Genomic DNA, 24,388 nt, shown 5'->3' with positions numbered 1-24,388 from the left:
CAAACCTAAAAAGTGATGTAAATTACCAAAAAAGCTTAATTTCATGAAAAACTTGTTTATCATTCAGGTTTTTCATTGCCATTAACCTTGATCCCCTAGCATTGATGCTGCGTTTTATGTAGATTTCTGCCTTTTTGGCAGAAATTTGAAATAATTAGGATCATAAATATAAAACGTCGGTAGCTTGCCAGTTTATTGGATGCTGTTTTAATAAAGTTATATTGTTTCACAATATAAAAATACCTAAAATAAGCAAAGCCAAATGTCTGACATTTTACCAAGATAAAAGGCTAGTTTCAGGGTCTATTGCATCTATCAGTTGAATTACTTTTAACTGATTGTCATAACAACGTTGCCATCTAAAAAATTTATTTTCTCCACCAAGCATTGACTTGATTAAAAAGGGAGTTTAAAAATCATGAAAACGGTAGTCAATTTAACACAGCAATCAGTAGTAGAAGAGATTGAAAGCGTTTTGGAGACATATCCATCTCATCCATATCAACAAGCCTTTGCGATTCCTGACTTACGCCAAGAGCTAATTACTTTCGTCCTCAACCGAATTCCTTCTTTTTACAGCGCGATGTCTGACAGACAGATTCCGCTAGCGGAGGCTGAACAAGGAACCTTGGCTTATTACAAATTGCCTCGTAAACTCTTAGAACAGCAACTACATTTACAGAATTTGATTCACCAAGGCATTTGTTTAATCGTTCAAGAAAAGTCAGATTGGATTGGCAATCATCTTTGTGAAACAGTTGAACCAGCTTGTGAACCTTCTCACTGGTTTGGTTAATAGTTTTAACAAGATTTGGCTCTCTGCTGAAATATAATCATGTCCGCAGTTAATTTTTGAATATTGAGCTAATCCACAACTAAAGTCAGTGAAAAAGACGTGGGATTAGCTCAATATTTTTTTCTCAAAGCGCAACCGACACTATACGTAGGATTTGAAAAAGGGACTGGGGATTAGGGACTGGGGACTGGGAAAACTTGAAAGGCTACTACCCAAGTTTTGTTCGCGCAGCGTTCGCACGAGAAGAAAACTCTTCCTAGTCCCTAGTCCTTAGTACCTTTTTTAGTCAATTATGGGAACATCCCAATTTTCTAAATTTACCAAAATCGTTACTTGTCATTGCGTACTCCTTCGGAGAACCCGAAGGAGTACGCAATGACAAATTATGTTTTTACACATTTGGGATGCTCCCGTCAATTATTTTGGATAAAGGATTCAGTATATTCCTCTTGAGGTGTAAACTTTGACAATTACTAAGTTCAAAGGAAATTCCCAGGACATGAGAAAAATAACTGCTTTAATGCTGGTAAGTATGACCGTGACTTTCGGGGTAGGAGCATTAACACCCAAGGTCACTAATGCCCAATTATTCTACCCACCAGCGAGCGATCGCCATTCATTAATGGTAATCGGTCAAGGGGCAGTGAGAGTGCCAGCAGATACAGCGGATATTGAACTGGTATTCAGTAGTGGAGGTAGCAATGATGAGTTACAAACGCAACCATCAGCCTTCCCAGAAACTCGCCGGCTATCTTCATTGACTTTACTCTTAAATGAAAAAACACCGACAGAACCTTTACCAAACAAAAAATCTCTAACTAAAGCAACTCTCCAGCCTGTGGTAGAAAGCTTAATTGCCAAAGGGATTAGTGCTGATAAAATTCAGGTACAAATTAACACAAATTCTAGTGAAAACAATGCCAAGATATTAGTGAAACTGGAAAAACCAACGCGCGATCGCATCCAGGAAATTGTTGCTACAGCAAACAAATCCACGAGCAAACTTGAAAATATATCTATTAAGAGTGTAGGTGTAGAGTACGCAGTCAATGATTGTCAGGCTTTGCAGAGTTCAGTTTATCAATCAGCGATGAAAGACGCTCAAAGTCGCGCTCAGGCTTTAGCAACAGCTATGGAAGTTAAACTTGGAACTCCTTCTGTAGCCGAGCCATTTTACACATTATTTTATCCCTCATGTAGCTCTAAAACTGGAGTTACTTTGCCGTCATTTGCTAGTTTTTTATTATCACCAGCTTACAATCCAGATGCCCCAGCAGAAGTAGAGATGAAAAAGGATATTTTTGTGACATATACAACAAAATAAGTATTTATTTTCAGTGTGTAGATGCACCTGAATTCTGTACGAGTGGCACATAGCACAGCATTAGCGACTCCGCGATGCAAGTATTCGTACCCTTACAGAGAAGTAAGCTTACGCTTTTAGAGGTTGTTTTAAAAGTCTAATTTGTTACTAGCCTTGGCGATTAGAAATCGCGGCTACACGAGACAAAACCCACGGGGGTATACTTGGTTTGTGTAGTAGCGAATTATATGAGACTGTTGGTCAATTCACGGTGGGTTTGACCCCTTAATCCTAAAACATTGGTTTGGCATTGCTTTCCCGCCCTGAAATAAATTTCGGGCTATTAACTCAAGTCCGTTGAAACGGACTGAAATCAGAGTAATGAGGAATGATGGGTTAGACCCCTTATTAATTCGCCAACAGTCTCATTATATTCGCCTAATACTTTTCAAACAGCCTCTTAGCATCTGTCTGCAACACACTAGGCAAACGTAGAGAGCCTCGCATCTTTATTCTGACTCCTGAATTCTGAATTCTGACTTCTTCTTCAAGAATTTGGCATAATAATTACTGAAAAACCAAAATATTTTTACTGAATCATATTAAACTGTTTTGATTAATCAACACTCCGAAAGTCTCCTAAACAGTCAACTAGAAAATGCACCAGGTAAAGGCTATCTATTTCGCTGGTTTGATTGGTTTTGTCTTTGGTATCCTCCAGGCTGGTTAATTTTATTCAACCGCCATTGGCAGCACTATCACACCGATCCAGATGGTTGGAATTGGCTAGAATATGGATTATTTTTAATTCCTGGCGGATTTTATCTGGCGATTTTAAGTCGTTGGTTGCGTCTGGGTTTTCGTTCACCCCGAAAAGAAGTTGGTGAATTCGATCCCAAATATCAACAAGCTTTTCGCTCAGAAATTCTTGCCCCCATCGTTAAATACTATTTTCGGGGAGAATTACAACAAGTCGAAAACTTACCGCCAACAGGGCCTTTGATTGTAGCAATGAATCATGCCGGGATGTCTTTTCCTTGGGACTTTTTGACCTTGGGTTATTTATTAAGTGAAGCCAAAGGATGGGTATTACAACCTATAGCAAGTACAGTATTATTTGAGCATCCTTGGGTGATTTGGTGGCTACCGCCTAAATGGTCACAGGTTTTAGGTGGTGTGCGAGCCGAATTAGATGATTTTGAGGCGGCAATGGCTGAAGGTAAAATTCTCTTATATGCACCCGAAGGTACACGCGGACTTGCAAAAGGTTGGAGAAGACGCTATCAACTACAAAAGTTTGATGTCAGCTTTATTCAGTTGAGCGATCGCTATCATATTCCCATTCTCCCAGTGGTTTGCATCGGCAGTGAATTTCTGCATCCTTGGGCTGTTAATTTCACCAAATTGCAACGGTTGGTCAAATTACCATTCTTGCCTTTGTCGCCTTTGATGTTTGTCTTACTTCTGTTTCCCTCAATGGGAGTTTGGGCGATGAGAACTCGTTTGCGTTGCGTTATTCAGCCTTTAGAACCAGCAGGATTAGACACCCAGTCAAACAAAGGGCGTGCAGTAGCCTATCAACAGGCGCAACAATTACGAGAAAAACTGCAACTTCAAATTAATCAGTTTTTGGGTAAATCTTAATACTACAAGCTGAAATTTGTTGATTATAAGAGGAATTTACTACAACACCTGAGCAGCGTCAGCAACTCAATGTCAAATTAGGGGAATTAGCTAGAGAAGCCATAGATAAAGAAGCAACCCGTTTTCGCTTGCGGCAGGATTTTGTTAGTCAGTTTTTGGGAGATGTTGATGATGAAAATTCACTGCTGAAATTGGCACTAAATCGCGGCTGGGTGAACTGTGTAGGGATAGATACAAATAGAAAACCTGTTTACGCTTTCTTTCATGCCTCATTTCAAGAGTACTTTGCTGCTAAGGCAATTGATGACTGGCATTTCTTTCTTAACCATGTTCCCAAAAATCCCAGTCAAGGAACTTATCGCATCTTTAAGCCGCAATGGAAGCAACCGTTTTTACTCTGGCTTGGGCGTGAGGATCTAGCCAAAAAACACAAGCAAGCGTTTATTACGGCTTTAATCAATTTTAGGGATGAATGTGGAGTATGGTTTTTTCAAGATCAAGTAGACAAAGGTTTTTATGAGTATCGAGCGTATTTTCTAGCCGCAGTAGGAATTGCCGAGTTTAGGGATTATTCCAGAGCGGATGAAATAGTAGCCCAAATTGTCAAGTGGACAATTGATGGTCTATGTTCAATTAAAGAGCAAGCTAGATCAGCACTGCAACAAACAGACCACACAAAAGTAATTGATGCCTTGATGCAACTATTACATTCAACAGATGTGTTTGAGATTACCCGTTGCCAAGTGGCAGAAACCTTAGGAGAAATCGACCCCGGCAATAAAAATGCGATCGCCACTTTGGTGCAACAGCTTCATTCAACTGATAAGTATTATGAAATTACCCGTTGGCAAGCAGCAAAAAGCTTAGGCAAAATCGGCACTGGCAACGAAAAGGCAATTGCCGCTTTGGTAAAACTGCTGCAATCAATAGATGTCCATCAGGATATACGTATACAGGCGGCAAAAAGTTTAGGGCAAATAGATCCTGGCAATAAAAATGCAATTGCAGTTTTGGTAGAACTCCTGCAATCAAAAAATCTGCACAAAGACACACGTATGGAGGCAGCGCATAGCTTACAAGAAATCAGCACTGGCAATAAAAATGTAATCGTCGCCTTGACCCATCTGCTGCAATCAACAGATTTGGATAAGGACACACGTATGCGGGCAGCATATAGCTTACAAGAAATCGGTACTGGTAATGAAAATGTAATTGCCGCCTTGACCCATCTACTGCAATCAACAGATTTAAATAAGGACACGCGTTGGCTGGTGGCATATAGCTTACAAAAAATCGGTACTGGCAATGAAAATGTAATCGTCGCCTTGACCCATCTGCTGCAATCAACAGATTTGGATGAGGAAACCCGTTGGATGGCGGCATATAGCCTAGCAAAAATCAGTACTAGCAATGAAAATCAGATCGCTGCTTTGGTACAACTACTAGAATTAAAAGATACGGATCAGAACAGCCGTACTCTGGTACTAAAAAATTTAGTGCAAATCGACTCTGATAATCCACAAGTGATAGCTGCCTTGGTGCAACTGCTGGAATTAACAGATATAGATGAATACACTCGTATATACGCGGCAGAAAACTTAGGGCAAATCAATCCTGGCAACGACTTGGCGATTGCTACTTTGGTGCAACTGCTGGAATCAACAAAAGTCGATGACTACATCCGTAGGCTGGCAGCAAAAAATTTAGGGAAAATCGGTAGAGGTAATCCACAAGCGATCACCGCCTTGGTACAACTGCTTGAATCAACAGATGTGGATGACCTCATTCGTATCCTGGCAGAACAAAGCTTAGAGCAAATTCTAGATAATAACCATCAGTTTGCGGTAGTTAAAACTTTAAGTGGTTATCAACTATTTGATGATGACTGCTACAGTGTCTTGTGGAAATGCGCCCAGAATATGCCTTACCCCGATTTCTACCAAGCTTGGCATCAGTCTAATGTTGTTACTCGTGCAATGCGAAGCTTAAAGAAAATCCTCCTCACACGAATAATTTGAGTATTTTTGCAGTAGCTACGTTACCAATAAAGTTGCCGTGATCGCAACAGCTTGTCAATTTATTACCAAAACAGAAGTGGACGTTAAAAATAAAGTTGTTTTCGTTACCACAGCTTGTCTGTTCGTTCACAACACAACTTGTTTGGTTCAGAAAACTTGTCCGTTCGTCCACAACACAACTTGTTTGGTTCAGAAAACTTGTCCGTTCGTCCACAACACAACTTGTTTGGTTCAGAAAACTTGTCCGTTCGTCCACAACACAACTTGTTTGGTTCAGAAAACTTGTCCGTTCGTCCACAACACAACTTGTTTCGTCCAGAATGCTTGTCCGTTGTTACAGAAAACTTGTCCGTTCGTCCACAACACAACTTGTTTCGTCCAGAATGCTTGTGTTTTTGTGACAAAACTTATGTCTTCGTTCACAACGCTTAAACAAAACTTATCAATCAACAGCAAAATATAGCCATTCTCGTTTTGATGCCTACTTGTGCGCGAACTTCGAGAGTTATGCCTTTCCCTTCAAAAATGAAATAATGAGGCTATTGTAAAGCGATCGCAAATAGCGATGTGCTACGCCTACGCGCAATTTTACTAAACTTACGCACCTCGTTCAAATTCGTCAATGGCTTGAATCTCGTCTGAAATCTGAATACATTGTTCTAATAAATCAATATTCAGTTCTAGCAATAATTCACTTGACGTAATTTGTTCGTAGCCGTAAGTCTCTAAAAACTCAGACGGTGTTTCTTCCCGTAAGTGGTAAAGTCTGAGCCGATTGAATTGCCAAATCCAAACTTCCGCAACTCCTAAACGGCGATAAATTTCTAATTTATCAATGCTTCCACTAGTGATGTTCACCTCAATAGCTAAATCTGGGATATTTTTCGGCTCGTAAAGCGAGTAACATTCATCTGGTTCAACCCCGGCTTGCTTGAGTTGTTTTTTAATTGTGGAACTTCCCATTGGGTTGAATCGAATTCGCTTTAAGTAGAGATAGCGTTCTATCAAAATAGCCAAACGTTTTTTGATATTTTCATGTCTTATAGACGGCGACACAATTTCTAAGATTTCATCCAAATAGGTGACACGGTAATGAGAATTATCTTCTAGTTTGGCTAGTAAAGCTTCATACATTTGCCAGCTTACCCCACTAGTGATAAACTTTTCCTCTGGATCATCAATATCTGCAAGCTTTGGGTCGTCTAAAAGTTCTTTCAGGCTGATGACCATTATTTTTTCTCTCCTAGTAAAAATCAAATTACCGTAGGGTGGATAATGCCCACAACATAAAAATTAGGGTTTAAGCAAATACTAAGCAGTGCCCACAAAAATTTCTTCGCTAAATTGACTCTACTGATGAAGCACCAAAACGATAGCCTTTACCATAAACTGTGTGAATCAGCGTAGTTTCCTTACCCACCTCAATCTTACGCCGCAGCAAACGAATTAATGCCGCAATCACATTGCTACTGGGTTCTTCCTCTTGCCACAAATTTTGCATAATCTGGGCATGAGTTAACAACTGTCCAGTGTGTTCCATAAAGTATTGCAATAACTGGCTTTCTTTTTGCGATAGTTCAATTATCCGTCCCTGACGATAGGCAACTTGATTGTCACAATCGAGTTCTAAATCAGCGACAGTAAGTCGTCCGGTGGTAGTTTCATAGATTTGAGAACCGGAACGACGCAATAAAGCGCGGACTCTGGCTAGTAACTCTCGCAGTTCAAAAGGTTTAACTAAGTAATCGTCCGCACCAGCATCTAAACCTTCAACGCGGTCATCGAGAGTATCTTTAGCTGTGAGAAACAGCACGGGAGTGGTTTTGCTTTGGCGTCGCAATTCCTGACAAATCTCTAACCCCGTTTTTCCTGGCAGCATCCAATCTAAAATCAGTAGGTCATAACTGCCTGCTTGTGCCAGTTCGCTGCCAGATGTCCCATCATAAGCGGCATCTACAGCGTAACCCTCACGAGTTAACAAGCGACTCAAGGGTTGAGTTAATTCAATTTCATCATCAACTAATAAAATTATCATGCTGCTTGTGGTAAGCATATAGAGATATTCTCAATATTATTCAATTGCCGGAACGCCAAGGATACTAAGAAAAAGAATGCTGACTGTTGCATTGCCAAAAGGGGAACTACTTAAAAATAGCATCCGCCTGCTACAAGGTGTGGGATTAGATTTTAGTGCTTTTTTAGATTCAGGAACTCGCCAACTTCAAATTCCTGACACAAAAGGAATTGCCAAAGCTTTACTGGTGCGCGCGCAGGATGTACCTGTCTATGTGGAATATGGTCAGGCACAACTGGGGATTGTCGGTTACGATGTGCTGCGAGAGAAACAGCCGCAAGTTGCCCACTTGGTAGATTTGCAGTTTGGTCATTGTCGGATGTCAGTGGCGGTAAAAGCATCCAGTTCTTATACATCGCCTTTAGATTTACCACCACATGGTAGAGTTGCTTCAAAATATGTGAATTGCGCTCGTGAATATTTCCACAGTCTCGATTTGCCTGTGGAAATAGTGCCATTGTATGGTTCAGTAGAACTAGGCCCAATTACTGGTATGTCAGAAGCGATCGTGGATTTAGTTTCGACAGGGCGAACTTTGCGCGAAAATGGTTTAATTGAAATCGCTACTCTGTATGAAAGCACAGCGCGATTGATCGCCCATCCTTTGAGTTATCGCCTGAACACGGGTAATCTAAATGATGTGATTGCCAAACTACGGGAAGTAGTTTTGGTGGAGGTTTAACACCAATTTGTAATTCGTAATGAAGCTTCTACAAACCTTTGCGATCGCTAACACTACTAGCGTGGCAAGCTTAAAATAGTGCATTATACGTAGGTTGGGTTACGCAAAGCCTCCACCCAACCTACAATTTTTTCTTTAACCCCTTAGCAAATGGAATCAAAGCGTTGGTGAATTACCGCAACTCCTCATCATCCCTTCACACAGCTTTGTGATATCCATATAAACCCTGAAACACTCACCGAAGAATAGTTAGAGCCGTTGCGTAAGAATACGCACCCGAAAAATGTCCATTCTTAACAAAATGCTCACAGCCAGGGTCATATATTTTTATCTGTAAAAAGAAATTAAAAAAAGATTACGCCTCTACTTTTGCTAGTTCAGGTGGAATCTGCATTCCCAAGCAAAATCTGGGAACGAGCTTAAAGCGAAAAGCATGAGGGGTTTATAAAACATGAATAGTTTCTCTAACAATTTATCCATAATACTTAGGGGAAGTATCTGCCTATTCGGGTTAGTGAGTGTAGGAAATTTTTTAGCAGCGCCAGTAAATGCACAACAAGCTACTGCTCGTGGTGCTGTTAGTATTATTAAACCTTCTGGTGCATTTCTCAGTGTCAGTGGCGAGGTAACTTTACCTTCTGGCTCTTACTTTGACGGAGGTGTAAAAATTACACCTACTTACGGAGGGATAATAGGCGGAAATGACGAAACCATAACTAGTCTAACTATAACTCCAGGAGTAGTAAAAACTACCACAGTCTCTAGCCCAAACTCGTTTATTGATACGACGGCTAATTTATTAAATAATGGTGCTTCGATTGAAGATATGACAACTATAATCCGAGCCGGCGCTGGTAATAATCCTTTGGGTGCTTTAGATTAGACAGGATTTACAATTAAAAGGCTTAGATTCCTTACTGATTAAATAAGTCAGTAATATTTTTATTTAATGTTTTAGAGACGTTGGATTGCAACGTCTCTATTTTGGTGCGTTACATTAATACTATTAAAATCGATAACCACCTTGAAGCTTAAGGTCAAAACCATTTTCACCTGTACCAATTTGAGTTTCTATAAATACACTATTATCTGGGAAACTGTGCCTCAAAATAATTCCATAGTTGAAGCCAGAAACTCGACTGTTCAAACCAATATTGTTAACACTATAATTTTTTAGATAAGCACCAGCTGAAATATTTTTGCTAACTCTTTGTAACCCTTGAAATTCAAAGAAATATTCTTTGCCCATCTCTAGGTCTGTCTTTAGATTTAAACCATAACTAGTACTAAATTCACCATTAAAAAGACCTAAAAATTCCCCATTGCTATTATTCTCAATAAAAGCTACACCAGGAGCTAAAGAGAAACCGAAATTTCTTTCTTGATGCTGATATAGATAACTTAAAAAAGTAGAGAAAGGATTATTTTTATTAGAGGCACTATTCCAATTAAATCTCAAATATGGTACGTGAGTATTAATAGCTACAGGCTTTTTAGCTGAATTTAACCGGACATCAGTTTTAATATAGTTGAGGAGTATATTAGTATAAATACCAAAAGTTGGTTCTTCTATTCCCAAATTATTATTGGAAATGCCTGGTGCTGAGTTGGCATCTACATTAAACCACGTTCCTAAATTGGCACTATAGTTAAAATTTCCAGAAGAACCTGCTGCTAATAATTCAACTGTGGGTAAAGATAGATAACCATTAAAGTTATTAAAACTAACACCTATTTTGTCAACTCTAGTGAGTTCCATATAATCAAATGCTAAATCAGCTGCTCGCACCTGGAGCGGTACTAATGTTGTATCTGCTGAATTAAATTTTTGTACAAATTGTTGCCCTTGGGGGTTTGTCAAAATTACTTCTGCGGCAGAAGATTCGTTAATAGGATTAATGGAAGTATCATTTAAAGGAATTGGGATACCAATGTAAGTTAGAGGGCCGAATGTTTTATTAGAAAGCCTGAGATCGGAAAAAAACGTATCACCTTCATTTAAAATAGTGATATTTCTTTCAAGAAACTGAACGGCTCGTTTGTAGTTTCCCGTTCTTATTTGCAAAATGCTGGAGTTATTAGGAGTAACTTGACTGGGAAGTGTATAAGTTCCAGATACTTGCTCTAGTCCACTGGATGCATTGGCATAAGATAAAGTACGATTCAGCCTATTATTAATTTGTCTTCTTTGGTCAGCTGTAGCAGGTGTATTTAGAGGAGTAAAACCTTCTCCATTCTTAAATTTTTGTCTAGCTTCTTCTAGACCATGTTGAATATTATCGATTTTAATAGCTTCAAAAACTCCACCTAATAGCAAGCCTAATGTAGAATTCACTGATTGAATAGCATCAATACTAGTATCGCTGAATTTAGCTGTTAGAGATAATCCTGGAGCAGAAAAAATATTTGTATAAGTAGCTTTAATTGCAACTGGATCATATTGAATTAAGCTACGATTATGAGGATGGCTAACATAAAGTCTGTGCCAATCAGAAATTTCTTGAGTTTGAGATAGTGTCTCAAATACAGGTTGTCTTCTTCCTAAAGATAGCCATTGTAAAGAGTTAAGATAATGAAAGTCTTTCTCGGATTGAGAGAGAAAAGGATTGACTGCTACATTTAACAAATCAAAGTTATCAAATTTTCCAAGTTGGGCAATCTTAATACCTGGAAAAGAAGACACAGGAGCAGTAAAACCAAAACCTTCTCCCGTCAGGATATTTCCCCAGAAGATACCAGCAGCTTCGAGGGCGCTATTAGGAATAACTTCACCTACTTGAAGTTGGACATTTCCATTATCCAGTAAAGGTTGTATATTCGTTGTTGGAAAGCCTTGGAGAATTTTGGGAGCATTAATAGCATCTAAAGCTTGAAATAAAGCTTGCCCACCACTCACACTTAAAGTAGAGGCACTACCAATATTTGGAATAGGATTTTTGAGAACCGTGACATTAGGGTTGTTTGTGTCAATCCCACTATTAATAATAACTCTGCCAGCAGGTATACCTTCAGGATTTACCAATTCTCCTGCTATTGAAATTATAGAAAAATTATCAGTACCAACATCTCCACCTAAATTTTGAAAATCTGTAGGTATAGCGAACAGGGTTTGCAATCCCCAAAATGCCTGCTGGGAGGTCACATTTTGGGTGATATAAGTATTGGTTTGTCTTCCTTGAGAGAGAATGCCTACTTGGGAGCCTTTAGTTTCAACTACAATTCTATTATTATCGAGAACCCAATAAAATTGGTCAGCTTTAGGGAATTTAGCATAAGTAAATTTATTAATAATCTGATTATCCCCAGAAAATCTTACACTTATATCCGTATCTATATAATTTTCATCTTCATTTGGCTTAAATAATTCTGTGGAGAAGGTAAGGTTATCTGTTGGGTTAACAATCCAAGGATATTTATTCGCACTAAATGTGAGAGCATCAATAATTATTTGTTTTTGTTTTACTTGTTGTTGCTTTTTTGAACTACGTAGTTTTTCTATTAGGATTTCTTGTGTTGGTGTGTATGGTTTAGTTGTATTTGGTTTAGTTTCTTCTTCACCTTCATCAGATGGTTTAGGAGGCTCTACTTTATATTGTTCAATTGGAATAACATCGGCTATGGTAAATTGGGATGACTCTTTAGTTTCATCTAAGTTAGAGTTAGGAGTTTTTAAAGTTTGTTTTAATGAAATTTGACTTTGCAAACTATCTAATTTATCCGGGTTGAGCAAACTTTTACTACTATGGGTTGGATGATTTTGTCCAATTAAATCGATTTCAGCAAGTTTGGATAATTGTTTGGTTTTGTCTAAGTTAGAATTGGGATATTTTAAAGTTTGTTTTAATGGAGTTTGACTTTGCAAACTATCTAGTTTATCCGAGTTGAGCAAACTCTTATTACTATGACTTGGATGATTTTGTCCAATTAAATCGATTTCAGTAAGTCTGGATAATTGTTTAGTTTTATCTAAGTTAGAATTGGGATCTTTTAAAGTTTGTTTTAATGGAGTTTGACTTTGCAAACTATCTAATTTATCCGAGTTGAGCAAACTCTTATTACTATGACTTGGATGATTTTCTTCAATTAAATCGATTTCAATAAGCTTGGATAATTGTTTAGTTTTATCTAAGTTAGAATTGGGATCTTTTAAAGTTTGCTTTAATAAGTCTGAGTCCGCGATCGTTGTGCAGGAGGTAGTGTAACTCGCTAATTCTGTGCTATCTTTCTTCTGCTCCGACCAGAGAGGGCAAGGGTTTAAGACCTCCACTGGAATCTCTTTTAGGGCTGCCAAATCATCCGGGTTTGAATCCCCAGATGATTTGCTCCTCATGCCTCCTTCAACCGATTTAAGGAAACTCTTATTAGTAGCATTTACATTATTTTCTCTAATTAAATTAATTTTGTTAAATTTGGATAACTTTTTAGTTATATATAAGTTAGGATTAGCAGTTTTTAAAGTTTGTCTTAATAGAGCTTGACTTGGGGATTTATCTAAACTTTCAAATTTTAGCGAATTACCATCAATAGTGTTTGGATTATTTTTTGTAGTTAAAGTAATCTTATCTTTGCCATCAAACTCTAAGGCGATTGCAGAAAATTGTACTAATATTATTTTGAACAGAAGTGTTGAAGATAAAAAGTAAGTTGTAATTATTCTTAGATGTTTATTTAATCTCTTTAACGAGATTCTTAAAATTCTTGAGCTTAAAATTTTACGAGTTTCCACCATATAAGTATACTGCTTGGTAGATCAATAATAAAAATTAGAATGAATTTAAATTGCTGGACATTGACCCTCGTTACCTTGGCAACAAAAATAAATTTGTAATTATCAGAAACTTGCAACAATTTAATTTTTAAAACTTAGGTTTTTGTTGATTTATTTAAATTTATTCAACAATCGTTTTGGTTAATTCGCTATAAATAGCCTAAGAAAACCGATTTTTTATCTTGTCTGTAAAGAATAAAAGAGGATTAAGCAGATTTACTGCAACAAGAGTGTAATTCTTCAGTAAAAATTAAACCTCAGCAAAATTACCAGAGCAAGAAAATTGAGCTACTTTTTAGCCGTACAAACACGTAATGTAGATATTCAGTCAAAAATTTAGGTAACAAATATGTTTCAGGCTACTCGCCGCCGTCTTGCAATTTGGTACACTGCTGTTACTGCTGTATTACTATTACTATTTGCCAGTGGCGTTTATTTATACGTCCGCAGTACATTGATTGAGCGGATTGATGACACCCTTAATCATGTAGTAGAAATAGTGGAGCGTTGTCTTACAACTAGCCGCTGTGCGTCTACGCTGATATTTGAGCCAATTGATGCTGATGCAGATAAATTTCGCATTAATGTAGAAGCCAGTCTTCGTGACAATACCGATACTGTAGAAGATGACCACATCGACCTAGAATGGTTTAGTCCGACTGGAAAATTACTTTGGTCAACGCTATCGGAACCTCTAAATATTCCCATTCGTGCTAACCGTACTGGTGAAACTGTGCGTGTAGTCAAGGGAGGGAATGAAAATTCCAAATTGCTAACTTCCCATTACCCCTTATCCCCAGAGGGGGCACCACCTTCCCCACTCTTATTACGACAAGTCACACAACGGGTGGAAGTGAGACGGCAAGTATTAGGATATCTGCGTGTTAGTCATCCCTGGTTTGAAGTCACTAAACCCAGTCGCCAGTTAATTTTTGATTTGGCGCTAGGTATAGGGTTAATGGTGCTTTCGGTAGGTGCAAGTGGTTGGTTTCTTTCGGGTAAAGCAATGGAACCTGTCGGCGAGTCTTATCAACGCCTCAAACAATTTACTGCTGATGCTTCTCACGAACTTAGAAGTCCTATTACTTTGATTCAAACTAATGTGCAAGTTGCTCTTGCTGACTTGGATTTAGCAGAGACAGAAACAACTACTTCTTTGCAGTATCGGCAACAGTTAAAGGTGGTGGAACGGTTAACGCAGCGTTTAGGTAAGCTAGTCAATGACTTACTTTTCCTTGCACGGCAGGATAGTGGTATTAGCAAAGATACTTTTTCACCTTGTCCACTGGATGCTTTGCTGATGGAGGTGGTTGAAGAACAACAATTGTTAGTCCCTGAAAAAGAAATCGCCCTTTCTCTGGACTTAGTTGATCCTCCTGCCTCTGAAACTAGCCCAGAATTACTGGAAAATTGGTTTACCTTTGTGGGCAATTGGGATCAATTGGTGCGGCTGTTCACAAATTTAATTGCTAACGCCTTGCATTATACTCCAGCAGGTGGACAGGTGAAAGTGGAATTGGCGCGGATTGAGGGAATAAATCGCGTTTCTGGATTACGTAACACTAGTGCCCAGTTGCAAGTTAAGGTGAGTGATACCGGAGTTGGAATTCCAGCAGAATCACTACCACACTTGTTTGACCGTTTTTATCGAGTAGATCCGGCACGTACTCATCGGACTGGGAATACAGCTACAGCTAGCGCTACTGGTTCAGGATTGGGATTAGCGATCGCTCAAGCTATTGTCGAACATCACCAGGGTCATATTCAAGTTGAAAGTACCCAAGGCATTGGCACTACCTTTACTATCACTTTACCAATAACTCTTGAGTCTTAATTTGATCAGAAATTTCTGTTTCCTGTGATAGATGTACAGTAGTAAATAAATTTACTACTGTACATAACAACAGTTGCAAGATTTAGCCATTTATTTAATTGCTACAGTTTGATATTTCTGCTCCTCTTTATTTGCTGGCGTAGTTATACATACTGCTATTTTATTTTGGCAGATATGCATCTATGAATAATACTTTGGGGGTTTAAATGGCAACTTCTTCCAGCGATATAAAAGAAAAAGATATACCATTTTTGGAAAAAGTCAAGGCTGAAAGTGGTTTGCCAGACATTTACGATGCTAGGGACATCACCGAAGTAGTATTTCGGGTGATGCGCGATCTGATGACTACAGAAGCAGCTGATCGAGTTGAAGGGGAACTGCAAAAACCGGCCGAAATAACCGATGATAAATCGCTGCAAATTGATATTGCAGACCTGTGGCACGATACAAATCCAATTGTGGGGTTTTTAAGTCGGGTACGTCCACCTTGGCAAGGCCCTGGCATCTTTAAAATTGATAGCGATCGCTTCTTATTTAGAGTCGCAAATGAAGGGGGAATGCCACCCAATGTAGAACGCGAGCAGGTAGTTAAGGCGGTGTTTTCTGCTACTAAAGACGAATTATCGTCAGAACGAATTCAGGAAGTTGCTAGCTGGCTGCCTGATAAAGTTCGCCAGCTTTGGGAAGAAGCTTAAAGCTATTAAACTATTATAGCTAAAATTCTTAGGTATGAGTTATGAATTGTTTTAAATTCATAACTCATTAATTTTTTGATTACTTTGCATAATTTCTCACTAATGATTGAGAATTTTCACTCTTATGAATCAAAAGTTTATATCGAAGCTTAGATAATTTTCATGTCTACAGTTAGATACGAAAAACAGAACTACTTATTAAGATTCTATTGAGCATAAACACACTAACAGCTTAAATAGTAATAATTTAAGTAGGCTGTTTGAAAAATATTAAAAAAAGATAACTTGGATGTTTTTCTAGGAGTCAATGATGAATATGAAGTCTCAAAAATTTCGCAAGTCCGTTAAGTTATTTGGCACTATTTGTGGAGGATTGCTGATTAGCCTGTCTGCAATTCCTCAAGTATTAGCCCAAGAATCTATCCCCAAAATTAACCCTTGTCCTCGTATTTTTTACGAAGAACCACACAATAATCAGGTTGTAGTACCACAGGGATGTCCTCCCAACGCGCTAACAGAAAGACTAGCCGCTCAAGGGCTTCTTCCTGTACCTGCTACTCCGTCACAAGAGCAAACAAGATTGGGTGTCGGTGGTGGGGAAGCCCCAGAACCAGGTGTCAGGCTACCACGCCCAAACCCTGGCAATCAAACTCAACAGCCTTCACCAGGCGCGGTTTCTACTGATCAACAACCACAACTAGAACCGCGACAAACTCCTAGTGCGACGATCGCACTAACGAATGGTATGGTTAATGTCAGGTTGGTAAATGAGACTGCGGCTAATGTAACTTTCCAAGTGATTGGCGATACTGCACCACGATCGCTACAAGGTAAGTCAGATGTAATACTGCAAAATCTCAAAGCACCAGTAACAGTGACATTTGAACGACAAGATGGCGGACAGTTAATAGTGACTCCACAAGGCTCTTCTGAACCAGGAAGCTTGCAAGTGACATTTAAGGAAGCCACCAATGCCACACAGGGTAGAAGTGCGATGAGAATTGAACGAAATGGTTCAGTACTTTTGAATTAATCAACTTAGAGCTAGGGCGAAAGTCATGAGACTGTTGGCGAATTAATAGGGAGTCTGAGGTCTAACCATCATTCCTCATTACTCTGCTTTCAGTCCGTTGAAACGGACTTGAGCTATTAGCCCGAAATTTATTTCCGGGCGGGAAAGCAACGCCAAACCAATGTTTTAGGGGTGAGGGGTCAAACCAACCGTGAATTGACCAACAGTCTCAAGTCATTCGCGGCTACACAAATAAGAGCTACACCAACCTGGGCTAAGGGACTGACAAAATAAAAAATATCCAATTAGCTCTTGTGGGGCGGGCAAGATGCCATTGGTGTCAACTTAACGCGAAACCGCTTGTCCGCCGGGAATTTCAATTCCCGTCTAATAGCTAAAGTCATCTGAAGATGACTAAATATCGCCAAAAATCTCCAGTTTACTTCAGTAGACTTAAGCTAAAAGCCAAAAAAAATTTATTTCCGGGCGGGCATGGAAGCCAACAGATAAGATATTTCCAGCTTAAGTTGACACCTATGGCAAGATGCCCACCCCACAATATTGGATAATTTATTTCTTGGAGTTCCCTAAGAAAAAATCTATTTTTATAACCCACGCAAGTGGGTTTTGACTGTGGAGACGCGGTTTCTAACTGCCCTTTTAACATTAAATTGACTGCTCACTTCCGCTGAAGCATTTTAGTTAGCTGATCCTGCAATTGCACTTCTTGCTTGCTATCTTCCAATGTCCGCGCTAGTGTAATCGCCCTTTCATAAAAATTACGGGCAGTTAAGTAATTACCTTGTTGCTTATACAACTGAGCGTAAGATTCAAAAGATTTTAATTCTTCTCGCAAATTTTGCAATTCTTTAGCAAGTGCTAAACGTTGCTCTAGTAAGTCAAAGGCGCGTTCGTAACGTCCGACAGCAGTGTGAGCCGTAACTAAACCGTCAATTGCTCTTAATTCATTAGTGCGATCATGGTTAGTTTTAGCTATCCGCATTGCTTCACCATAAGTAGCAATAGTATCTTGATAATTTCCAGATGCTAAATAGGCATCACCTAAATTATTCAGGGTATTTGCTTCACCAATGGCATCACCAGTCTGACGGCGGAAAGTTAAAGCATTTTCGTAAAGCTTAATCGCCTTGTTGTAATCTCCCAACCTGGCAGTTACCAAACCCAAATTACTCAAAGATAGTCCTTCACCTTCAATATTGTTCACACCATGAGCAATTGCGAGCGCATCTTCAACTGTTTTACCAGCAATAGCAGATTCGCCTTGTTGCAGCAGAAATGTACCGATATTATTCAGCGCAAAAATTTGAGCTTGGAAGTCTTTAGTATCACGAGCGATCGCTAATCCTCTTCTTAAAGCATCTTCTGCCTCTTTTGAACTACCAAGCTGGATATAAGCCTTAGCAAGCAAATTGTACGCTAGACCTTGTGCTTTCAGGTCGCCAATTGAGTGATATAGTTCTAGTGCCCGCAAGCAAGACGCAACTGTTTTGTCGGCATATCCTGAAGTGTATTGTTGTTCACCGATACGCAGCAAACTATCTGCTTCATCTCTTGATTGTCGCCCAACAGAACTATTTAAAGGTCGATGGAGTTGTTGCGTAATATCAACCACACTCGCAGCTACAGGACTCAGCAAAAAAGTAACCAGTAAAAAGCTGTGTAAAAGTACCTGGGGACGAGAAATTGTACCTACACAAATTAAGCCTACCTTTTGCCAGGAAAATACAAGCTGTTGTTTCATAAAAATTGCCCGTAAAGTTGCGGGTTTAAGTAAAAGGTCTAAGAAGAAGTTTTAAGTTTTTAAATTGAAGACATTTAGTATACGCATTTATACTTAATCTATGATTGAGCTAAATCTTCCCCAAAGTAGATAGCGCGGATATCTGCGGGTAATTTGTCCTCTAGCATACGATAGCCTTCCTGAAGAAAATTGGCTACAACACTTGGAGCGATCGCTTCTCCTTCGGCTTGGAGATAGGCAGCGATTCTAGTTTCACTCCAGTGGAAAGTTTGAGACATTAACACGATCAATCGTAAAACTGGTGGTAGTTGGTCTAACGCCTGTTCCACATAGCACCATAGCGGTGGCGAAGTCGCTTGCAGAGAATAATGAATTGCTTCTGTGGGTGGTAATTTAATCTCGTTAATACAGAAAGCTGTCATATTAATTAACCAATTTTGCATGGTTAAGGCTTCCTCGCCAGATTCAGAGTCAGTTAATTTGAGTCCACCGAGTTCGTAATAGATATGTCGCCAGGTAAGGGCAAACAGATAATCTGCCTGTACAGGCGATCGCGCCGAATGCCGAATTAAGGTATAGACTATGGGACTATAGCGGCAAAAAATTACCGTAAAGTACTTTCCGGCATCTGGATAGCGCTGGAACAAGGTTAGTAGTTCATGGTCACTGTGATGGAATAGCGACTTCACTAGCGGGTGATTAGCTTCCGTAAAATGAGGAATTTGCATGAGCCTTGCGATTGATAATTGTTAAAATAGTTTTGGGAATTGCACTCCCCTAGTTAATCGCATAATATCTTGGTGTTGTTCAGTTTGTAGATGAGACTCAGACTACTTGAGTATTGATAAACTAGAAACAAGGACTTAATTTTAGTCTTAATCGACAGTCATAAAATCAACTACCTTATAGAATCCTTATTTGTTCATGGTTATAGCAGCTAGTGTGATATCATTCCTGGTCAGTCCCCTTACTTTAGGCTCCTTTCTGCCTTCCCTGCCCTTGGATAGCCTATTTTCCACCCAAGGCATTATGGTAATGCTGCTAGCAGCTTACGCTGGTGCCATGTGGATGTTTCTCACCAGTGCGCCAAAAGTACACACTGTAATGGTGTCAGATTTGGAAATTGCCCGACAGTTGTATGAAGGGCTGCTAGATTTGCCGGCAGCTGAAGTGCCATTGCACTACTACTACAACTACGAACAAACTATAGGCGCAACTGGCATTGATCCGTTATATATGTCTACTGGGCCAAGCTTGTCTGGTAAAATGATGAATAATGCCAACGATGGGCTGTGGTATCAATTGAAGAAAAACACCCAGCTACACATTATTACTGGCGCGAGCTTAGGTAGCAAAAATCAGCAACGCCACGTCTGTTTTGACCACGACTGCCTAGAAATGATTTTAATGCGAGTCGAAACACGCGGTTTGAAATTGAAGATTCGTAACCAAAAACCCCTGAATTTTTTAGTCAAGGACTATGAAGGGCGAGTTATTGAGGTGGCTGAGGTAGCGAATTAGTTCTGAGATTTTAGATTATTTGAGATTGGGTTTGGCGTAGCTCGTCGTCGTAGGCATCGTACCACCCAATCTTTTTTTATATAATAGGTCAATCAATTTTAGATTTTAGATTGGACTTAAATTCTGAATTCTTACCAAATCTAAATCAGGTTGATGAGCAAAACTAGTAGTACTCTCACGATCACCTATAACATTTTTATTACCGTAAACTGTGGCAAATAAAAGCAGCCCAGTAATGAGGCTCTGAAAAAGGAAATTGCTGAGTAGAGTTTTCAATTTCTTTAATTCGTCTGTTCAATTTAGTATACATATTATATTCAAGCTTCCATTGTTGATATTCGATAGAATCTGAAGGATATTTTTTTCTATTTACTATCAGTGCTTTTTCCCTTACTTCTACTTCCTGAAATATTTTATTTAGGTCTAATCTTGTAAATTTTCGTAGCTGAATTTGCGCTTTCTGTAATGCTTGAGGACGGTTTCTACCTTCTTGTCGCTGCTGATAATAAAAAATGGAAAATAATGCTGTAGCTAAATCATTGACTGACCACAAAGTACTAACAACGCTTTTAGCACCAGCACACAAAAAGCCTGTGGAGAGAGTAAGAATATCGTCAGTTAAGGAAGGAGTACCCAAATTAGTTTCGCAGCAAGACAGAAATACTTCTACAAGTTGAGGTAAACGCCAGCTTGGTGTCATCAATTGCCCCAAGGTGATGCTACCATCAGCTAATTTTAACTGTGATTCTAACGGATTATCGAGGCGAGATAGGGCATGGTGGCAGGAATGAAGTACTTGAACTTGTTGTGCTAATTGTCGATAGTTCTTGGAAGTGGCTTGACTGCTGCCAATTAATCTGTTTTCTAGTGGGATGTTGTACATTTTGGCGAGTTATTCGCCTTCAAATCTGGCACAGGGAAGGTTATCTTCAGCATCTTCCACAGTTCCATATTGTAGAGATATTTCATTAAATTTCCCTACATTGTCGCGTTGTTGACAAAATTCCAAAATTTGGCAGCTTGGGGTATAACGAATGATAAATTTATCTCCTAAATATTCCTGATATTCTCCTGTAGGCAAAGCGGCAAACGGAATCTGATGTAGTAATATGTGAGGTACTAAAATTAACTCTTCTATTCCTTGAAGATGTTGGTAAATGAGTTCAGATATTTGCAGGCGTTCAGCTAATTCGCGGAGAATACTATTAATTTGAGTTTCCCATTTTTGGGAATCATTCATATAAGGCAATAACCAATTCTGGCTAATCCAGCCTTGCAACGTATTTAAGCCTTGTCCTGTGCAGGTGTGGAGAGTAATTTTGTCTTGCTGCACGGCAAAAATATGAGTGTCGCTGTTGGTAGTGTAGAAACTGAGGATAGCTGTATTGGATTGGTCAATTAGTTTTTGAATTTCTGACAAGCTGAGAGGGTTAACTTGAATTTCGCCAGCTAATACGGGATCTTCGCGTCTGAGATTTTCCCAAACTTGTTGTTTTTGGGTTTATAAAGATGCGATCACTTCATTATAAGCTTGGAATGCAGCGCGTGTTTCACTGCGATTATTTTCAGATTTCTGGCTTTGGCGTTCTTGGTCAATTTGTCGTTGCAGTTCTTCATACTGCTGCAATAACTTCTCAACTGCTGGAGGAATTTCGCCGCTTTGGTAGATATCGTTACTTGCCATTAAGTCTACCAGGCGTTTGGAACGCGATCGCTCTGAATATTCAAAAGCTTTTTCTATTTGTCCAGCGTTGATGCAGGCTTGCACCATGCTTTCGTAAATGCCGATAGATTCCTCTAAAATTTCTTGACGACGGAATTCAGAAGTTACCCAAGTACGGATTTTTTCAATAGCATTAATTGCTTGTTCATAGCCATAAATAGCTTCAGACCAAAGTTTAGCAGTAAATGCTGCATAACCAAGATTACAAGCGTTTACCCAGCAGCTATTGGGAAAAGCATCTGGAGAGTTAATTTTTAAAGCTGCTTTTAAAGCTGCTATACCTAAGACCAAATTCTCTGATTTATCGCCTTTTATACGTTTAAAATAGGTAGTCCCTAAGCTATTTTGAGTATTTGCCCATGTTTGTGGGAAGCTTTCAAAATTACGAATCTGTAAAGCAGCTTGATATGCATTTATAGCTAATTCAAGATTATTTTCTTCCTTTCCTTTAACACGAGCATTATAGGCATTTCCTAAATTGTGTTGAATCTTCGCCCACTCTTCAGGAAATGCCTGTTGGGTATGTATCAGCAAAGCTTTTTGATGGTAAACGATTGCTCGTTCTATATTCTCACTAGGTTTTCCCTCAATCAGCTTTTGGTAGGCAACAGCGAGATTACCCTGAATTATAGCCCAAGTTTCAGGATAAGTTTCGCGGTTATATACCTCAAGGGAATTTTCTAGACAAAGAATCGATTGCTTCTGATTCTCAGATGCTTTTCCTCTGATACGCTTACAGTAAACATTTCCTAAATTATTTTGCGTCTCTGCCCAGCTTTCTGGAGCAGCTTCATGGGTAAAAATTTGCAAAGCTCTTTCAAAAAATACGATGGATTTTTCTAGATTATCTTCGTGATCTCCATGTATCCGATGAAAGTAAGCCCTTCCTAAACAATTTTGTATGGCAGCCCAAAGGTCGCAAGATACTTCGGGAGTATAAACTTGTAAAGCATTTTGACAACAAGTAAGCACTTGTTCCAAATTTTCAGCCTTTTCTCCTCTAATTTTACTCAAGTATATTTCCCCAAGAAATATTTGAAGTAAACCCCATTCTTTAGGAAAAGATTGTTGAGTATAGACTTGTAAAGCTTGAGCAAGAAGGGCGCAATACTTCGGCAAATACATCATTTAACTTTTCCAGGTTTGTTTCTAAAAGTGAGTAAACTAATTGGCCTTTCTGAAGTCCCTGTTCAGTTATTTGCAAAATCTTATCTAAAAAATGTCTGTATACTTCACGTTCTTTAATACTTATGGTTTGCGTTTTAAATCCAAATCCTTTTACCATATTGATTTAGTTAATATCTAGTTATTTTTCCCAAAAACTTCTGCCAACTTTTCTAGCAATTCTTCAGCTAAATCCAATAACTCAATTTCATCAACTTCATCACTACTTCCACGATTACTTTCTCCACACGCCATATTAGCAGCCAAAACATTTTTTACAGCAAAAATCTTATCTTCTTCAGATAGACTCAAACATTTTTCCAACTCTACAGAAATTTCTCCGATTGTCCTTGAACCTAAACGCGCTCTTACTTTCACCGCCACCAAATCGTCACTTTCAAGTAGTTTTACCAAAGCTGTTTTCAGTCCATCATCCTCACCAGAAAACTTCTCAACAGCGACACGCACATATTCTCGGACGCTCATGTTTGCCGCCAATGCTTTTTGGAAAACTACATCTGGTACATCTACCAGCAACACACCTTCGTTATCACTAGCTTGATATAAGTCATCACCTTGTTTGACGGCTACCAGCAAATCTGCACCCAATGTATGTAAATAATGCAACACCGATTCCAACTCATGTTCCTTTAACGCCGACTCCAATTTGGACACAGCCGCCTGCTTTACTCCCAGCTTTTGGGCTAACTGTGCCTGAGTCAATCCTGCTTTATTACGTATTTTCCGCATGGCATCAGTAAGATATAGACGCAGATACTCTAACTTTCCCGCCAAAATCACTTCTGGCTCATCGCTTACCTTCTGCTGCAACCAAGCTTGAAAATTAGGTTTTTTCATCAATTTTCCCTCTGCTGCAATTCACGTAATCTTACTCTTGCAGGCTCTTTGTCTCTATCTTTAATAGCGTTGTCGTATTTCTTCATAAAGGCGTTCAGCACAACAAATCGCTGAGGTGTTGCAGCCGTTAAAATAAACCTTGGATTATGTTCGCTCTTGGTCATACGTAACTCATACAGGTCATCTTCGAGTTTCTCAAAGATGCCACTGGTGAGTGATGCGAGTCCTTTGTTACACAGGTAGCCAAGGTTAACTTGTAAACGTCTAGTTTCGGAAAGACTCAGTAATGGCTTTGGTGGATTTTCTGGTTGCTCCTGTTCAGGAATCATCCTAATGAAAAAAGCAAGCAAATCTTTGGGGATTTCTCCATTGACATCTTGATAAAGTTCCCAAGTCCAATTCACTTCCTACCTCAAACTATAGTATTCCTTATAAAGAATGTCAATATATTATTCTTTATAAGGAATATCGCATAGATTAGGGACTTCCAAAGAATAAATTATTCCAAGAAAAACAAGAGACAGGTTTTTTCAA

Annotated in this window: 21 protein-coding genes; 11 read left to right on the top strand and 10 right to left on the bottom strand. The window is 39.1% G+C overall.

Features of this window, described 5'->3' with window-relative positions; all coding sequences use genetic code 11:
* Window positions 1-418: 418 nt before the first annotated feature.
* From HWQ39_RS20545 to HWQ39_RS20525, 5 genes are all read left to right on the top strand, one after another.
* Entirely contained in the window at window positions 419-796 is a 378-nt protein-coding gene (locus HWQ39_RS20545; protein WP_292849049.1) for a hypothetical protein, read from the top strand.
* A gap of 499 nt (window positions 797-1,295) precedes the next feature.
* Window positions 1,296-2,120 carry an SIMPL domain-containing protein gene (locus HWQ39_RS20540; protein ID WP_292849047.1) on the top strand — a complete coding sequence of 275 codons (825 nt, stop codon included), beginning with the start codon at window positions 1,296-1,298 and terminating at the stop codon, window positions 2,118-2,120.
* Between the two features lie 591 nt (window positions 2,121-2,711).
* A complete protein-coding gene (locus HWQ39_RS20535) occupies window positions 2,712-3,743 on the top strand; it encodes a 1-acyl-sn-glycerol-3-phosphate acyltransferase (protein WP_292849045.1) in 1,032 nt (343 codons plus the stop codon).
* Between the two features lie 128 nt (window positions 3,744-3,871).
* On the top strand, window positions 3,872-5,761 hold the full coding sequence (locus tag HWQ39_RS20530; RefSeq protein WP_292849043.1) for a HEAT repeat domain-containing protein: 1,890 nt from the start codon (window positions 3,872-3,874) through the stop codon (window positions 5,759-5,761).
* A 114-nt stretch (window positions 5,762-5,875) separates the two neighbouring features.
* Window positions 5,876-6,193 (top strand): hypothetical protein, encoded by a 318-nt coding sequence (locus HWQ39_RS20525; RefSeq protein WP_292849041.1) that lies wholly within the window; start codon window positions 5,876-5,878, stop codon window positions 6,191-6,193.
* 165 nt (window positions 6,194-6,358) lie between these two features.
* On the opposite strand, the gene HWQ39_RS20520 is transcribed toward HWQ39_RS20525, so the two are convergent.
* Together HWQ39_RS20520 and rppA are read right to left on the bottom strand one after the other, a co-directional pair.
* On the bottom strand, window positions 6,359-6,991 hold the full coding sequence (locus tag HWQ39_RS20520; RefSeq protein ID WP_292849039.1) for a Uma2 family endonuclease: 633 nt from the start codon (window positions 6,989-6,991) through the stop codon (window positions 6,359-6,361).
* Window positions 6,992-7,100: 109 nt separating this feature from the next.
* Window positions 7,101-7,796 (bottom strand): two-component system response regulator RppA, encoded by a 696-nt coding sequence (gene rppA, locus HWQ39_RS20515; RefSeq protein ID WP_292849251.1) that lies wholly within the window; start codon window positions 7,794-7,796, stop codon window positions 7,101-7,103.
* Window positions 7,797-7,872: 76 nt separating this feature from the next.
* On the opposite strand from rppA, the gene hisG reads away from it, so the two are divergent.
* Both hisG and HWQ39_RS20505 read left to right on the top strand, forming a co-directional pair.
* Complete coding sequence (gene hisG, locus HWQ39_RS20510) at window positions 7,873-8,517, top strand: ATP phosphoribosyltransferase (RefSeq protein WP_179067730.1); 645 nt, start codon at window positions 7,873-7,875, stop codon at window positions 8,515-8,517.
* A gap of 451 nt (window positions 8,518-8,968) precedes the next feature.
* Window positions 8,969-9,400, top strand: a complete 432-nt coding sequence (locus tag HWQ39_RS20505; RefSeq protein ID WP_292849036.1) for a hypothetical protein — start codon at window positions 8,969-8,971, stop codon at window positions 9,398-9,400.
* Between the two features lie 123 nt (window positions 9,401-9,523).
* Here the strand turns inward: HWQ39_RS20505 and HWQ39_RS20500 are convergent, their stop codons facing one another.
* Window positions 9,524-13,246 carry a hypothetical protein gene (locus HWQ39_RS20500; protein ID WP_292849034.1) on the bottom strand — a complete coding sequence of 1,241 codons (3,723 nt, stop codon included), beginning with the start codon at window positions 13,244-13,246 and terminating at the stop codon, window positions 9,524-9,526.
* A 388-nt stretch (window positions 13,247-13,634) separates the two neighbouring features.
* Here HWQ39_RS20500 and HWQ39_RS20495 point away from each other — a divergent pair, with 388 nt between their 5' ends.
* The 3 genes from HWQ39_RS20495 to HWQ39_RS20485 all read left to right on the top strand — a co-directional run bounded on the left by HWQ39_RS20495 (window position 13,635) and on the right by HWQ39_RS20485 (window position 16,847).
* Window positions 13,635-15,119, top strand: a complete 1,485-nt coding sequence (locus tag HWQ39_RS20495) for a HAMP domain-containing sensor histidine kinase (protein WP_292849032.1) — start codon at window positions 13,635-13,637, stop codon at window positions 15,117-15,119.
* 206 nt (window positions 15,120-15,325) lie between these two features.
* Window positions 15,326-15,814 (top strand): DUF2267 domain-containing protein, encoded by a 489-nt coding sequence (locus tag HWQ39_RS20490; protein ID WP_292849030.1) that lies wholly within the window; start codon window positions 15,326-15,328, stop codon window positions 15,812-15,814.
* Between the two features lie 310 nt (window positions 15,815-16,124).
* A complete protein-coding gene (locus tag HWQ39_RS20485; RefSeq protein ID WP_292849249.1) occupies window positions 16,125-16,847 on the top strand; it encodes a hypothetical protein in 723 nt (240 codons plus the stop codon).
* A 658-nt stretch (window positions 16,848-17,505) separates the two neighbouring features.
* On the opposite strand, the gene HWQ39_RS20480 is transcribed toward HWQ39_RS20485, so the two are convergent.
* Window positions 17,506-18,588, bottom strand: coding sequence for a tetratricopeptide repeat protein (locus tag HWQ39_RS20480; RefSeq protein ID WP_292849028.1), 1,083 nt, complete (start codon window positions 18,586-18,588; stop codon window positions 17,506-17,508).
* Window positions 18,589-18,686: 98 nt separating this feature from the next.
* Window positions 18,687-19,316 carry a sigma-70 family RNA polymerase sigma factor gene (locus HWQ39_RS20475; RefSeq protein ID WP_292849026.1) on the bottom strand — a complete coding sequence of 210 codons (630 nt, stop codon included), beginning with the start codon at window positions 19,314-19,316 and terminating at the stop codon, window positions 18,687-18,689.
* 196 nt (window positions 19,317-19,512) lie between these two features.
* On the opposite strand from HWQ39_RS20475, the gene HWQ39_RS20470 reads away from it, so the two are divergent.
* Complete coding sequence (locus HWQ39_RS20470) at window positions 19,513-20,109, top strand: glyoxalase-like domain protein (RefSeq protein ID WP_292849024.1); 597 nt, start codon at window positions 19,513-19,515, stop codon at window positions 20,107-20,109.
* Between the two features lie 199 nt (window positions 20,110-20,308).
* On the opposite strand, the gene HWQ39_RS20465 is transcribed toward HWQ39_RS20470, so the two are convergent.
* From HWQ39_RS20465 to HWQ39_RS20445, 5 genes are all read right to left on the bottom strand, one after another.
* Window positions 20,309-20,992: a CHAT domain-containing protein gene (locus tag HWQ39_RS20465; protein ID WP_292849022.1), complete on the bottom strand. Its 684-nt coding sequence runs from the start codon at window positions 20,990-20,992 to the stop codon at window positions 20,309-20,311.
* Between the two features lie 9 nt (window positions 20,993-21,001).
* Window positions 21,002-21,529 (bottom strand): CHAT domain-containing protein, encoded by a 528-nt coding sequence (locus HWQ39_RS20460; protein ID WP_292849020.1) that lies wholly within the window; start codon window positions 21,527-21,529, stop codon window positions 21,002-21,004.
* A gap of 81 nt (window positions 21,530-21,610) precedes the next feature.
* The gene (locus HWQ39_RS20455) at window positions 21,611-22,960 is read right to left on the bottom strand and encodes a tetratricopeptide repeat protein (protein ID WP_292849018.1); all 1,350 of its coding nucleotides are present in this window, start codon (window positions 22,958-22,960) and stop codon (window positions 21,611-21,613) included.
* A gap of 174 nt (window positions 22,961-23,134) precedes the next feature.
* On the bottom strand, window positions 23,135-23,854 hold the full coding sequence (locus HWQ39_RS20450) for a helix-turn-helix domain-containing protein (protein WP_292849016.1): 720 nt from the start codon (window positions 23,852-23,854) through the stop codon (window positions 23,135-23,137).
* Window positions 23,854-24,258: a type II toxin-antitoxin system RelE/ParE family toxin gene (locus tag HWQ39_RS20445; protein ID WP_292849014.1), complete on the bottom strand. Its 405-nt coding sequence runs from the start codon at window positions 24,256-24,258 to the stop codon at window positions 23,854-23,856. Before HWQ39_RS20445 ends, HWQ39_RS20450 begins: the two co-directional genes overlap by 1 nt.
* Window positions 24,259-24,388 lie beyond the last annotated feature (130 nt).

This window comes from Nostoc sp. NMS8, assembly GCF_017115045.1.
Lineage (GTDB): Bacteria > Cyanobacteriota > Cyanobacteriia > Cyanobacteriales > Nostocaceae > Nostoc.
The sequence above is the reverse complement of the archived record's forward strand: the minus strand, read 5'-3'. Positions and strand labels throughout refer to the sequence as shown.

Bases quoted from the DNA above. Each gene is read 5' to 3' on its own strand.
- HWQ39_RS20520 (WP_292849039.1), bottom strand. From the start codon at position 6,991: ATGGTCATCAGCCTGAAAGAACTTTTAGACGACCCAAAGCTTGCAGAT.
- HWQ39_RS20465 (WP_292849022.1), bottom strand. From the start codon at position 20,992: ATGTACAACATCCCACTAGAAAACAGATTAATTGGCAGCAGTCAAGCC.
- HWQ39_RS20500 (WP_292849034.1), bottom strand. From the start codon at position 13,246: ATGGTGGAAACTCGTAAAATTTTAAGCTCAAGAATTTTAAGAATCTCG.
- HWQ39_RS20480 (WP_292849028.1), bottom strand. From the start codon at position 18,588: ATGAAACAACAGCTTGTATTTTCCTGGCAAAAGGTAGGCTTAATTTGT.
- hisG (WP_179067730.1), top strand. From the start codon at position 7,873: ATGCTGACTGTTGCATTGCCAAAAGGGGAACTACTTAAAAATAGCATC.
- HWQ39_RS20450 (WP_292849016.1), bottom strand. From the start codon at position 23,854: ATGAAAAAACCTAATTTTCAAGCTTGGTTGCAGCAGAAGGTAAGCGAT.
- HWQ39_RS20475 (WP_292849026.1), bottom strand. From the start codon at position 19,316: ATGCAAATTCCTCATTTTACGGAAGCTAATCACCCGCTAGTGAAGTCG.
- HWQ39_RS20470 (WP_292849024.1), top strand. From the start codon at position 19,513: ATGGTTATAGCAGCTAGTGTGATATCATTCCTGGTCAGTCCCCTTACT.
- HWQ39_RS20545 (WP_292849049.1), top strand. From the start codon at position 419: ATGAAAACGGTAGTCAATTTAACACAGCAATCAGTAGTAGAAGAGATT.
- HWQ39_RS20485 (WP_292849249.1), top strand. From the start codon at position 16,125: ATGAATATGAAGTCTCAAAAATTTCGCAAGTCCGTTAAGTTATTTGGC.
- rppA (WP_292849251.1), bottom strand. From the start codon at position 7,796: ATGATAATTTTATTAGTTGATGATGAAATTGAATTAACTCAACCCTTG.
- HWQ39_RS20505 (WP_292849036.1), top strand. From the start codon at position 8,969: ATGAATAGTTTCTCTAACAATTTATCCATAATACTTAGGGGAAGTATC.
- HWQ39_RS20490 (WP_292849030.1), top strand. From the start codon at position 15,326: ATGGCAACTTCTTCCAGCGATATAAAAGAAAAAGATATACCATTTTTG.
- HWQ39_RS20540 (WP_292849047.1), top strand. From the start codon at position 1,296: ATGAGAAAAATAACTGCTTTAATGCTGGTAAGTATGACCGTGACTTTC.
- HWQ39_RS20495 (WP_292849032.1), top strand. From the start codon at position 13,635: ATGTTTCAGGCTACTCGCCGCCGTCTTGCAATTTGGTACACTGCTGTT.
- HWQ39_RS20455 (WP_292849018.1), bottom strand. From the start codon at position 22,960: ATGATGTATTTGCCGAAGTATTGCGCCCTTCTTGCTCAAGCTTTACAA.